Annotated in this window: 12 protein-coding genes; 4 read left to right on the forward strand and 8 right to left on the reverse strand. The window is 68.4% G+C overall.

The annotated features are described in order from the left end of the window. Positions 1 to 144: 144 nt before the first annotated feature. Together H587_RS0115655 and H587_RS0115660 are read left to right on the forward strand one after the other, a co-directional pair. A complete protein-coding gene (locus H587_RS0115655; RefSeq protein WP_027177030.1) occupies positions 145 to 1,092 on the forward strand; it encodes a sulfite exporter TauE/SafE family protein in 948 nt (315 codons plus the stop codon). Positions 1,093 to 1,272: 180 nt separating this feature from the next. Further along, complete coding sequence (locus H587_RS0115660; protein WP_027177031.1) at positions 1,273 to 2,211, forward strand: hypothetical protein; 939 nt, start codon at positions 1,273 to 1,275, stop codon at positions 2,209 to 2,211. A gap of 8 nt (positions 2,212 to 2,219) precedes the next feature. On the opposite strand, the gene H587_RS0115665 is transcribed toward H587_RS0115660, so the two are convergent. The 6 genes from H587_RS0115665 to hisS all read right to left on the reverse strand — a co-directional run bounded on the left by H587_RS0115665 (position 2,220) and on the right by hisS (position 9,262). Next, positions 2,220 to 3,506, reverse strand: a complete 1,287-nt coding sequence (locus H587_RS0115665; RefSeq protein ID WP_027177032.1) for a transcription antitermination factor NusB — start codon at positions 3,504 to 3,506, stop codon at positions 2,220 to 2,222. Continuing rightward, positions 3,499 to 4,422, reverse strand: a complete 924-nt coding sequence (locus H587_RS19215; RefSeq protein WP_084630932.1) for a DUF116 domain-containing protein — start codon at positions 4,420 to 4,422, stop codon at positions 3,499 to 3,501. Before H587_RS19215 ends, H587_RS0115665 begins: the two co-directional genes overlap by 8 nt. A 75-nt stretch (positions 4,423 to 4,497) precedes the next feature. Beyond that, positions 4,498 to 5,421, reverse strand: a complete 924-nt coding sequence (gene fmt, locus H587_RS0115675; protein WP_034609749.1) for a methionyl-tRNA formyltransferase — start codon at positions 5,419 to 5,421, stop codon at positions 4,498 to 4,500. 11 nt (positions 5,422 to 5,432) lie between these two features. Beyond that, complete coding sequence (def, locus tag H587_RS0115680; protein ID WP_027177034.1) at positions 5,433 to 5,951, reverse strand: peptide deformylase; 519 nt, start codon at positions 5,949 to 5,951, stop codon at positions 5,433 to 5,435. Between the two features lie 136 nt (positions 5,952 to 6,087). Continuing rightward, positions 6,088 to 7,941, reverse strand: a complete 1,854-nt coding sequence (aspS, locus tag H587_RS0115685) for an aspartate--tRNA ligase (RefSeq protein ID WP_027177035.1) — start codon at positions 7,939 to 7,941, stop codon at positions 6,088 to 6,090. A gap of 22 nt (positions 7,942 to 7,963) precedes the next feature. After that, positions 7,964 to 9,262 carry a histidine--tRNA ligase gene (gene hisS / locus H587_RS19220; protein ID WP_051203020.1) on the reverse strand — a complete coding sequence of 433 codons (1,299 nt, stop codon included), beginning with the start codon at positions 9,260 to 9,262 and terminating at the stop codon, positions 7,964 to 7,966. 339 nt (positions 9,263 to 9,601) lie between these two features. Between hisS and H587_RS19225 the strand changes: the two genes are divergently transcribed. Together H587_RS19225 and H587_RS0115700 are read left to right on the forward strand one after the other, a co-directional pair. After that, positions 9,602 to 10,126, forward strand: coding sequence for a pyridoxamine 5'-phosphate oxidase family protein (locus H587_RS19225; protein WP_051203022.1), 525 nt, complete (start codon positions 9,602 to 9,604; stop codon positions 10,124 to 10,126). 87 nt (positions 10,127 to 10,213) lie between these two features. Next, on the forward strand, positions 10,214 to 10,417 hold the full coding sequence (locus H587_RS0115700) for a 2-hydroxymuconate tautomerase family protein (protein WP_027177036.1): 204 nt from the start codon (positions 10,214 to 10,216) through the stop codon (positions 10,415 to 10,417). Between the two features lie 23 nt (positions 10,418 to 10,440). Here H587_RS0115700 and H587_RS0115705 read toward each other — a convergent pair whose 3' ends face one another. Beyond that, positions 10,441 to 11,163, reverse strand: a complete 723-nt coding sequence (locus H587_RS0115705; protein ID WP_027177037.1) for a class I SAM-dependent methyltransferase — start codon at positions 11,161 to 11,163, stop codon at positions 10,441 to 10,443. A 159-nt stretch (positions 11,164 to 11,322) separates the two neighbouring features. Continuing rightward, positions 11,323 to 11,955, reverse strand: a complete 633-nt coding sequence (locus H587_RS0115710; RefSeq protein ID WP_027177038.1) for a peroxiredoxin — start codon at positions 11,953 to 11,955, stop codon at positions 11,323 to 11,325. Positions 11,956 to 12,033 lie beyond the last annotated feature (78 nt).

Raw genomic sequence — 12,033 nt, forward strand, 5'->3', positions numbered from 1 at the left:
GATACAAGGAGAGTGGCCGGATGCCAAGGGCGGCACGGAATAAAAAAAACACGTGACAAGGCGCGCGGGCTTGGGTAAGGCTGGACTCACACGAGTTCTGAAAAACACGTGACAGTGCCGCCAAGCGGCACAAGGAGGCGGGCCATGTATTTCTCCGTCGCCGGAATCGAAGTCCAGCCCTGGATCCCCCCGCTCACGGCCTTCTGCGTGTCCTTCTTCACCAGCATGGGCGGCGTGTCCGGGGCCTTCCTGCTCCTGCCCTTCCAGATGAACATCCTAGGCTACGTGAACCCCTCGGTGAGCGCCACCAACCACGTCTTCAACATCACGGCCATCCCGGCCGGGGTCTATCGCTACATCCGCGAGGGCCGCATGGTCTGGCCCCTGACCTGGGTGGTGATCATCGGCACCCTCCCCGGGGTCTTCATCGGTTCGCTGCTGCGGGTACTCTACCTGCCCGACCCGAGGAACTTCAAGTTCTTCGTGGGCCTCGTCCTGCTCTACATCGGCGGCCGGATGATCCTCGACCTGCTCAAGAAGCCCGCCCCGGGCCAGGACAAGAAGAGCGCCGAGAAGCGCTTCCAGGAGATGGTCAAGGCCTGGCGGCAGCGCGCCGAGTCCACGGGCGAGAAGCTCCCGGCCGTGCGCGTCACGCGCTTCTCCACCACGCGCATCGCCTACGAGTTCTACGGCGAGGCCTTCGAGATCTCCACCCCGGGCATCCTCTCCCTGAGCCTCGTGGTGGGCGTCATCGGCGGCACCTACGGCATCGGCGGCGGAGCCATCATCGCCCCGTTCTTCGTCTCGGTCTTCGGCCTGCCCGTGTACACCGTGGCCGGGGCCGCGCTCATGGGCACCTGCGTCACCTCCCTGGCGGGCGTGACCTTCTTCCAGGTCATCGCGCCCTGGTTCCCGAACCAGTCCGTGGCCCCGGACTGGATCCTGGGCCTGCTCTTCGGCCTGGGCGGCATGGCCGGGATGTACCTCGGCGCGCGCTGCCAGAAGTTCGTGCCCGCCCGGTACATCAAGTGGATGCTCGGGGCGGTCATCTTCTGGATGGCCCTCAAGTACGTCATAGGGTTCTTCTTGTAACCACACCGTCGGTCAACGCCGCGCCACCCGCCGGCGCGGCCCTCCAGCAGGCCCGGGGCTCCTCCTCCCCGGGTCTTCGCGTCCCACTTCCCGCGCCTTGACCCCTGGTCCAGGGCAGTGCTATCGTCTGTCGACGATTTCACAACTAACTGATAATAAAGACTGACGATGGAGGACGGGATGGACGAGCAAACGCTGACCCACGCCGACCTGGCGCGGGGGGCCGGGGTCTCGGTCACGAGCATCAAGAGCTACCGGGCCAAGTTTCCGGGCTTCATCCCCGTGGCCTCCTGGACCAAACCCATCCGCTTCCAGCCCGAGGCCCTGCCCGTCTGCGCCCGCATCAGCGCCCTGTTCGCAGAGGGCCGCAGCGTGGCTCAGGTGCGGGCGGTCCTGGCCCGGGAGTTCCCGGAAAACGCCGCCGAACGCCCCGCCGAGGAGGTCCGCAACCCCTTCGCCGCCGGGATCAGCGAACGCTCGTTCCAGGAGTTCTTCCAGGCCGCCGGGAAGATGATGCAGGGCATGGCCGCCCTGGCCACGGCCCAGGCCCGCGCGGACCAGCGCCTCACGCGCCTGGAGCGGGCGCTGGAGGATCTGGCCTCGGTCCAGGCCCAGGGCGCGGAAGCCATGACCCGGCTGGCCGCCGAGATCGGGGAGTGGTCCGCCGGAACGGCCCGGCCGCGCAAGGTCGTGGCCGTGCGCGGAACCGAGGGCCGCACCGAAACCTATGCCTTCGAGGAGCGCGTCGAGCCCGCGCCGGAGTCCGCGCCCGCCCCCTCGGACCTGCCGCCGGAGTCCCTGCTCGGCCTGCCCGTGGCCATCCGCACGGATCGCGGCGAGTTCCTGGGCGTGCCCGGCCGTCTCTCCCTGGCCGCCTTCGCCGCCGCGCTGGAGCGCCAGGCCGGAAGCCCGGCCGACTGGACCCGCGAGGACGAGTCCTTCGTCCTGACCCTGAATCTGGGCGGCGCGGTCCACGCCCTGCTCTTCAGCGCGGCCACCTCGCCCAGCGGCGTGGAGGTGGCCCTGCTGGCGGGCCTGGGGCTGGACGGCCGCGAGGCCACCCCGGCCTTCGTGCAGGAGTTCGTGCGACAGGTGCGGGAGCGGATGGACAGGGCCTAGGGCGTTCCCTACTTGCCCTTCTCGATCAGGGCGCTGAAGAAGAATTCGCCCAGCGGCGAGTCGTGCGGAGTGGTCCAGGTGCGCGCCACCCGGGCCTTGTCCGTGCGCTTGCGGAAGCCTTCCACCAACAGCTCGTTCTCGTCCGGGTTGAGCGTGCAGGTGATCACGGCCATGAGCCCGCCGGGCCGCAGGCTTTCGTAGGAGGCGTCCAGAATGGCCGCCTGGAGCCGGGTCAGATCCCGGACGTCGCGCGGGCCGCGCTTCCACTTGATGTCCGGACGGCGCGACAGCACGCCCAGGCCCGAGCAGGGCAGATCCAGAAGCACGCTGCCCGGGGCGCGGCGCATCGGCGTGGGCAGGTCGGCGCGGGCCCGGAAGCAGGGCACCTCGGGCATGTCCCGGCGCAGCGCCTTGAGCCGCCCCTGGTGGATGTCCGAGGCGATGACGCTCTTGCCCAGCTCCAGGAGGTGCCGGGTCTTGTTGCCGCGCCCGGCGCAGGCGTCCAGCACGGGCTCGGGCCAGGCCCCGGGAGTCAGGACCGTGAGCGCGGCGCGGGCGGCGAAGCTCTGGCGCGTCACGTATTGCGCGGCCTCGGCGTCCAGGTCCAGTTCCGTGGCGGGCGGAAAGGCGAAGGCCCGGCCGTCGCGGGCCAGGAGGTCCGGGTCGTGCTCCAGGGCGCGGGACAGGTCGCGGCCCTGCCGCCCGTGTGAGACCACCAATCCCAGGGCCGGAGCCCGGGTCTGGGCCGCCAGGAAGCCTTCGGCGCGCTCCTGGCCGTAAGTTGAAAGCCAGAGCCGCACGATCCACTCCGGGCAGGAGTGCCAGCGGCAGAGAAAATCCACTTCGTCGGCCGCGCCCTGGCGGTAGAAGGCGGGTTCGCGCGGGGCCTCCCCCAGGTCCGAAACCCGGCGCAGCACCGCGTTGAACAGCCCCGACAGCCGCCCCTCGCCCTGGCCCTTGGCCCAGTCCACCGCCCAGGACACCGAGGCGTAGGCCGGAACCTTGTCCAGGAAAAGGATCTCGTAGGCCGCCAGGCCCAGCCCCAGGGCCAGGTTCTCGGGCATGGCCCCGGGCTTGCCCAGGAAGCGCGAGAGCACGTGGTCCACCCGGCCCTTGAGCCGCAGATAGCCGTAGGCCAGTTCCGTGGCCAGGCCGACGTCGCGCGGGTCCAAACGCTGGGCGCTTAGCGAGGCGTCCAAGGCGGCCTGGATGTCCTGGCCGCGCCAGAGGCACTGGGAGAGCGCCCGCAGGGCGACGCCCCGGGCCGGGGGCAGGGGCTTGCCGGGCCTAGCCATGCATCTCTCCCTTGGCGGCTTCGGCGGCTTCGCCGCTTCCCGAACGAGCAGCGTCCGATTTCACGTTTCCGCCGCCTTTCCGCGCCCGGGCGGCGTCCAAGTCGTTGGCCTCGCCGCTGCCCTGGGCCGTGCCTCCGCCCTTCTTCCGACCCTCGCGGTACTCCGGGGCCAGGAAGCGCGCCAAGGCCTCCTCCAGCCGCTCCATGGACACGCGGGTGTCCAGGCAGGGGCCGTTGGGCCGTTCGTTGAGCACGCCGAAGACCGGCAGGGGATAGGTGTCCTGGATGCCGGAGGCCAGATCGCGGTCGCAGGCCACGGCCACGATGAGCCGGGGCCGCTTCTGGACCACGATGCGCCGGGCGATGGTCCCGCCCGTGGCGATGGCCAGATGCACGCCGTACTTCTCGTGCAGGCCGAGCAGGTCGTTGATCGGGCACTTGCCGCAGCGCTTGCAGTTGAAGATGTCGTAGGTCAGGCGCATCTCGCAGCGGCTGTTCTGGAGGCAATGGGGCATGAGCAGGAGGATCTCCTCCGGCCGGTAGACTCCGGCCTCGGAGAGCACCAGCTCGTTGTTCACCTTGACGAAGGAATGCCGGATGTCCTCCTTGGGGATGCCGAACAGACGGCCCAGGAGGGTGATGAGCGGCAGGTAGAGCTTGATGGTCACGCCCCGAAAGCGGCGGGCGAAGGGGAAGGAGCGTTTGAGCACGAGATTGAGCAGCAGCCCGGCCCCGGACCAGCAGACCAGGAGCACCAGGACGGCCACGATCAGGCCCCAGCCCCAGGGCGCCAGGGGATGGATCGCTGCCAGACCCACGTAAGGCACCCACCAGAGCAGGACGAGCATGGCGCAGACGAGCAGGCAGGTTCCCAGGATCAGGCCCACGAACAGCCGTTTGCGCGCGTCATGTTCCATGCGTTTCTCTGGCGTTCCGTCGCGCCGGGCGGCCGGAGGCGACGGTCGTGTTCGGGATGGGCGTCGTCCGGTCGTTCAGCAGTTCTTCTTCAGATAGCCGCAGGCGAAGGCGGAGGCCGAAAGGGCCTTCCTGCCCTCGGGCTGCACGGAGGGAGTCAGGTAGAGGCGGTCCGCAGTCTGAATGGCGATGTGGCCGTCCATCTCGCCCAGGATCGTTCCGGGCTCGGCCTTGTGCTCCGACTCCGGTCCTATTTTTCCCGGGGTCAGGGTCAGGCGCAAGTGTTTTTTGTCGTCCGGCGACCATTGGAAGAAGGCTCCGGGCCAGGGATGCATGGCCCGCGCGCGATTGTGGATTTCCTGGGCCGGGCGGTTCCAGTCGATGAGCCCCTCGTCCTTGGAGAGCTTGGGGGCGTATGTGGCCAGGGAATCGTCCTGGGGCACCACGGCCAGCCGCCCGTCGCGCAGCCGCTCCAGGGCCTCCACCAGAAGCAGCCCGCCCATCTCGGCCAGCTGGTCGTGGACCTGTCCGGCGTGCTCGTCCCCGCCCATGCGCAGGGCGCGCTGGAGCAGGATGGGCCCGGAGTCCAGGCCCTTCTCCATGCGCATGATGGAGATGCCGGTGACGGTCTCGCCGTCCAGGATGCAGCGCTGGATCGGGGCCGCGCCCCGGTACTTGGGCAGCAGGGAGGCGTGGACGTTCACCGGCATGAGCGCGGGGACGTCCAGCACGGCCTGGGGCAGAATCAGGCCGTAGGCGGCCACAGCCAGCACGTCGGGCTCCAGGGCCCTGAGCGCCTCCACCTCGGCCGGGTCTTTGAAATTCAGGGGCTGGCGCACGTCCAGGCCGTGTTCCAGGGCCAGGGCCTTCACCGGCGACGGCTTGCAGGAGAGCCCCCGGCCGCAGGGCCGGTCGGGCTGGGTGTAGGCCGCGAGAACCTCGCCGCCCTCCCAGGCCAGCAGATGCTTCAGGATCACGGCCGCGAAATCCGGCGTGCCCATGTAGACGATCTTCACGCCTGCGCCTGTTCCCGGTTCTTGCGCCACTTGGCGATCTTCTTGTCGTAGAGGGCGCGCTTGAGCCGTCCGGCGTGGTCCACGATGGTCACGCCGTCGAGGTGGTCGATCTCGTGCTGGAGGATCACGGCCAGCAGGCCCTCGGCCCGGATGCGGACATCCTGGCCGTTCTCGTCCTGGGCCTTGACCGTGACGGTCTCCTTGCGCTTGATCTTGGTGCTGAAGGCGGGCACGGAGAGGCAGGACTCCTCGGACTCCTTCACCCCCTCGCCCTCCACGATCTCGGGATTGACCAGGATGCGCAGGGCCTTGCGCTCCTTGGGCCCGGTGTCGTCCACGGTGATGAGCCGGATGCCCTCGCCGATCTGGGGCGCGGCCAGGCCCACGCCGTCCTTCTCGTACATGGTTTCGACCATGTGGCCGATGAGTTCGCGCAGCTCGGGCGTGATCTCCGCCACCCGGGCGCACTTCTCGCCCAGGCGCGGGTCGGGGTATTTGACGATCTCCAACAGCATAGGCAGTTCCTCTCAAAAGGCCGCCGTGGCGTGGATTTCCAGGACGGACGAGCCGCAGGCTCGCCTCCGGCCTGGAAATCCGCGACACTGATGCCGGGGTCCGGGGGGCGCCGGCCCCCCGGCCGCCGGAGGCCTTTCAGTCTTTCTTCTCTTCCTGCTTCTCGTCCTTCTTCTCGGCCACGTCCTCGCGAATGCGGATGCCCAGTTCGCGCAGCTGCTTGGGGGCCACGACGTTGGGCGCCTCGGTCATCAGGCAGGTGGCCTTCTGGGTCTTGGGGAAGGCGATCACGTCGCGGATGGACTTGGCCCCGGTGAGGATCATGATAAGTCGGTCCAGGCCGAAGGCAATGCCGCCGTGGGGCGGCGCGCCGAACTTCATGGCGTCCAGGAGGAAGCCGAACTTGGCCTGGGCCTCTTCCGGGCCGATGCCCAGGACGTTGAACATGGCCTGCTGGAGCTCGGCGGTGTGGATGCGGATGGAGCCGCCGCCCACCTCGTAGCCGTTGAGCACGAGGTCGTAGGCCCGGGACAGGGCGTTGCCCGGGTCCGAGGCCAGCAGGTCCATCTGGCCGGGCTGGGGCGAGGTGAAGGGATGGTGGCGGGCCACCCAGCGCTTCTCCTCGGGGTCGAACTCCAGGAGCGGGAAGTCGGTGACCCAGAGCGGGGCGAAGCTGCCCTCGGGCACGAGCCCGGCGGCCTCGGCGATGCGCACGCGCAGGTTGCCCAGGGAGGCGTTGACCACGTCCGGGGCCGCGGCCTGGAAGAAAACGATGTCCCCGACCTCAAGGCCCAGGCGCTCGGTGAGCCCGGCGCGCTCGGCCTCGGAGAGGAACTTGGCGATGGGCGACTGCCACTCGCCCTCCTTGATCTTGATCCAGGCCAGGCCCTGGGCCCCGTATATCTTCACGAACTCGGTGTGCTCGTCGATCTCCTTGCGGGTCATCTCGCCGCCGCCGGACACGCGCAGGGCCTTGACCAGCGGGGCCTTGGCGAAGAGCTTGAACTCCGAGCCGCGCACGATGTCCGTGCATTCCACGAGCTTCAGGCCGTAGCGCACGTCCGGCTTGTCCAGGCCGTAGTCCCGCATGGCCTCGTGCCAGGTCATGCGCGGGAAGGGGTCGGGCAGGCTCTGGCCCAGGGTGTCGGCGAACACGGCGCGGACCATGTTCTCGGCCAGGCCCATGACCATGGCCTCGTCCGCGAAGCTCATCTCGATGTCGATCTGGGTGAACTCGGGCTGGCGGTCGGCGCGCAGGTCCTCGTCGCGGAAGCACTTCACGATCTGGTAGTAGCGCTCCATGCCCGAGACCATGAGCAGCTGCTTGAACAGCTGGGGGGACTGGGGCAGGGCGTAGAAGCTGCCCTGGTTCAGGCGGCTGGGCACCAGGAAGTCGCGCGCGCCCTCGGGCGTGGACTTGGTCAGCACCGGGGTCTCGATCTCCAGGAAGCCGTTGGCGTCCAGGAAGCGGCGCACGCTCTGGGCGGCCTTGTGGCGCAGCACGAAGTTGCGGGCCAGCTTCGGACGGCGCAGGTCCAGGTAGCGGTGCTTGAGCCGGAGCATCTCCGAGGTGTCCACGCGGTCCTCGATGGGGAAGGGCGGGGTCTCGGAGGTGTTCAGCAGCTTCCACTCCCGGGCCACGATCTCCACCGCGCCGGTGGTCAGGTTCGGGTTGCTCATGCCCTCGGGCCGGGCGCGGACCACGCCCTTGAGGGCCACCACGTACTCCACGCGCAGGGCGTGGGCCCGCTCGTGGGCGTCGGGGTGCTCGGGGCTGAACACGCACTGGGTCAGGCCCTCGCGGTCGCGCAGGTCGATGAAGATGAGCCCGCCGTGGTCGCGGCGGAACTGCACCCAGCCCATGAGGCAGACCTCGGCCCCGATGTCGGCGGCCGTGAGCGCGTTGCAGTGGTGCGTGCGCCGCCAGCCCGCCAGATCCTCGATGACCCGGTACTCGTCGTAGGAGCGTTCTTCCTGGATGGGTTCGGACATATGTTTCCTCGCGATCGCGGTGTTATTCCTCGGTTCGTTCCGGCAGGGCCGCCGAGAGCAGGGCTTCCAGGCCGGACACGGCGACCATGGCCAGCAGGCGTTCACGGGGCACGTGACGCTGGTCGGCCGCGCCGCCCATGTCCTTGATGAGCACGAGCCCCTTGTCGAACTCCTCGCCGCCGACCACCAGGGCCATGCGCGCGCCGGACTTGTTGGCCCGCCGCAACTGGCTCTTCAGGCTGCCCGGGGCGTAGGCCACCTCGCCGGAGAGCCCGCGTTCGCGCAGGCCCTGGGCCAGAATCAGGCACTGGTTCACGGCCCGCTCGTCGAGCACGGCCAAATGGAAGTCCGGCCGGGACTCGGGGCAGTGCTCCAGGAGCATGGCCAGGCGCTCCATGCCGCAGGCGAAGCCCACGCCCGGAACGTCCGGGCCGCCCAGGGAGCCCACCAGACCGTCGTAGCGGCCGCCCCCGGCCACGGCCGTCTGGGAGCCGATCTCGCCGGAGGTGATCTCGAAGGCCGTGCGCTGGTAGTAGTCCAGGCCGCGCACCAGCCGGGGATTCAGGGTGTAGGCCACCCGCGCGGCGTCCAGCAGGGCCTTCACGGTGTCGAAGTGCTCCCGGCAGTGGCCGCAGACGTGGTCCGTGATGTGCGGGGCGTCCTTGGTCAGCTCCCCGCACCCCGGCACCTTGCAGTCCAGCACGCGCAGGGGGTTGGTCTCCACCCGGCGGCGGCAGTCCTCGCACAGCTTTTCCCGGTCCAGACCGGCGAAGAAGGCCGTCAGGGCCTGGCGGAACATGGGACGGCACTCGCGACAGCCCAGGGTGTTCAGCTCCACGGAAAGCCGGGTGAGCCCGATGTCCGTGAGGAACGTCCGCAGCATGAGGATCAGCTCGGCGTCGGCCTGGGGCTCGTTCGCCCCGAGAATCTCGGCGTTGATCTGGTGGAACTGGCGCTGGCGGCCCTTCTGCGGCCGCTCGTAGCGGAACATGGGGCCGGTGGTGAAATATTTCCGCACCTGGCCGGGCTGCCAGTCCCCGCCCTCGATGAAGGCCCGCATGACCCCGGCCGTGGCTTCGGGCCGCAGGGTCAGCAGGCGGCCCTTGCGATCCGGGAAGGTGAACATCTCCTTGCCCACCACGTCGGTGTCCTCGCCGATGGACTTGGCGAAAAGTTCGGTGTGTTCGAGCAGCGGCGTGCGCAGTTCGCCGAAGCCGTAGCGGCCGAAGATCTCCCGGGCCCGGGATTCCAAAAACGTGAACTTGGCCGCCTCTTCCGGGAAAAGGTCAGCGAACCCTTTGATTTTCTGGATTTTCATGATGTGACCGAAAGCCCCTCTCGCAACGCCGGTTATTGCCGGAGATTCCCGGCCGGTGCAAACGAAATCCGTTAGTCCAGGAAGGGGCGACTTGTCAAAACGGGCATCGCCCGCTCCCCGAAAAATCAGGGAAAACCTTTCCGCCGAATCTGGACATCCACGGGAAAAACGCTACCACTGGGCCTTCGGGGGGCTTCGCCCCGTTTCAGAAAGGCATGAGAAGGCTTTCGCCGTTCCATGAACCGGCGAAGCCGGGGGGGCTTCGCCCCGTTTCAGATAAGGCCAAGAGGGGATTTGTCCCCGTTTTGCGGAAAAAACAAAGAGCCCGGGGCAGGAACCGACATGGACCACCCGTTGCGTCGCGCCAAACGGAAACTCGATGACGAGACGGCCTTCGCCGTCCTCCGCCGCTGCACCTGGGGATTCCTCTCCCTGGTCGGCCCGGACGGCGACCCATACGGCGTGCCGATCAATCACGTCCTGCTGGAGGAAGGCGGCAGAAAACGCCTCCTGTTCCACTGCGCCCGCGAGGGCCGCAAGATCGACTGCCTGAAACACCGGCCCAGGGCTTTCTTCGTGGCCGTGGAAAACCCGGAGACCCTGCCGGACAAGTTCAGCACCGCCTACGCCAGCGCCATGGTCTCCGGCCCGGTGGAGATCGTGGACGACCCGGACGAGAAACGGGCCCTGCTCACGGCCTTCGTGCGCGGGCTGGCCCCCGCGTTCCAGGAGCGCGGCCGCAAACACATCGAACACCGTCTGCGCGACTGCCTCGTCCTCACCCTGGAGATCGAACACGTCTGCGGCAAGGGACGCAAAGAAGAGGAGCCCTACGCCCTCGCCCACCTCGGCTTCGCCGTGTCATAAAAAGACGAAGAGGGGTTCAGCTTATTTCATGAAGCGCGGAAGCAGTCCGCGCGCGTTCAACACCGGCCCGGCCGGGGAGGGTTTCCAATGCCGTTCGTGAACATCCGCATCACCCGCGACGGGGCCACCGCCGAGCAGAAAGCCCGGCTCATCAAGGGCGTCACCGACCTCCTGGTGGAGGTCCTGGACAAGAACCCGGCCACCACCGTGGTCATCATCGACGAGGTGGACACCGACAACTGGGGCATCGGCGGCGAGAGCGTGACGAAACGGCGCGAACTCGCGCGGTAAGGGCGAGGCGGACGTGACGCGGGTCAGCCCAGGCCAGCGGGCTCGATCTTCAGGCTGCCCACGGGCGTGAGCGGCTTTTCGTCCACGTAGTCCACGCGCAGGGCCGCGAAGGCCCCCAGGCAGACGGGATAGAGCGGGGCGTTGAGGTATTTCCAGGGCGCGGCGTCGCGCCAGGTGGCCGTGGGACCGGGCAGGACGGAACGGGCGTAGCGCGGCGGACGCCCCAGGCCCTGCTCGGCCATGCGCCGCATCTCGGGCCAGGAGAACCAGCGGGCCTGGCCCAGGGTGCGGCCGGGCCGGTTGCGGCCGTGGGACAGCCAGTACAGGGACCAGCGGTTCAGGAAGCCGACCAGCACCCCCCGCGCCGCCACCCGCGCGGCCTCGCGCAGCGCGCCCAGGGGATCGTCGCAGAACTCCAGCACGCTCCAGAGCACCACGTAGTCGAATTCGTTGTCGCAGAAGCCCAGGCTCTCGCCGTTGGCCACCTGGATGTCGGCCCGCTTGCCGAGTCGGTCGCGGGCGGCCGCCACCATGGCCTCGGAGCGGTCCACCCCGGTGACGTCGAAGCCGGTGTGGTAGAGCAACTCCAGGAACAGGCCGGTGCCGCAGCCCACCTCCAGCAGGGTCTTGCCCCGTCGGGGCCAGCCCGCGACCATGGCCTCCAGCAGACGCCGCTCGGCGGCGAAGGCGAAGCGGCCCTCGGGGGTCTCGAACCAGCGGTCGTAGCGGGCGGCGTTCCAGTTCATCTCGATCCTTTCCCCGAACGTCTCGTTCTCCGGGCCGAGGCGGCGCGGGGCGCTCAATGCGTCGCACGGCGGCCGGACGCGCCGCCGGAAGCGCGGAAGCCCGCGGCTTCCGGCCGGGGCCGTGGGGGCCGAAGCCCCCCGACCGTCGGTCGCATCTTCCTACATATCGAGAGCGTCGGCAACCTTGCCCACCAATTTCTCGGAGGGCGTGAGGGTCTTCTTGCCGGGCTCCCACTTGGCCGGGCAGGCCTCGGCGGGATGGTCCTTGAGATAGACGTTGGCCTTCATCTTGCGCACGAGTTCATCGGCGTTGCGGCCCACGTTGTAGAAGTTCACCTCCGAGGCGACCAGCACGCCCTCGGGGTTGATGATGAAAGTGCCGCGCAGGTCCAGGCCCGAGGCCGGATCCCAGACGTCGAAGTAGCGCGAGACCTCGCCGTTGGGGTCGGCGGCCATCTTGAAGCGCACGTTCTGGAGCAGGCGCTCGTCGTTCTTCCAGGCCATGTGCACGAACTTGGTGTCCGTGGACACTGAGAGAACCTCCGCGCCCAGCTTGACCAGATCGGCGTGCCTCTCGGCCAGGTCGGCCAGCTCCGTGGGGCAGACGAAGGTGAAGTCCGCCGGATAGAAGACCAGGATCGTCCATTTGCCTTGCTTCTTCAGGTCGGCCAGGGAGACCTCGCCGAAGCCGCCCTCGGCGGGATCATAGACCTCCAGGGTGAAGTCCCGGACCGGCAGGCCCACCTTGGCGCATTCAAGCAGTTCCTCATAATCGTCGTGTCCGCAGGACATATTGCTTTCTCCTTGCTCTGAATTTAGGGTACACTAGATTTTCCCGGTAATTGATAATAATAATCATCTGGCGCGCCA

It is taken from the genome of Desulfovibrio aminophilus DSM 12254, assembly GCF_000422565.1.
GTDB classification, from domain to species: Bacteria; Desulfobacterota; Desulfovibrionia; order Desulfovibrionales; family Desulfovibrionaceae; genus Aminidesulfovibrio; species Aminidesulfovibrio aminophilus.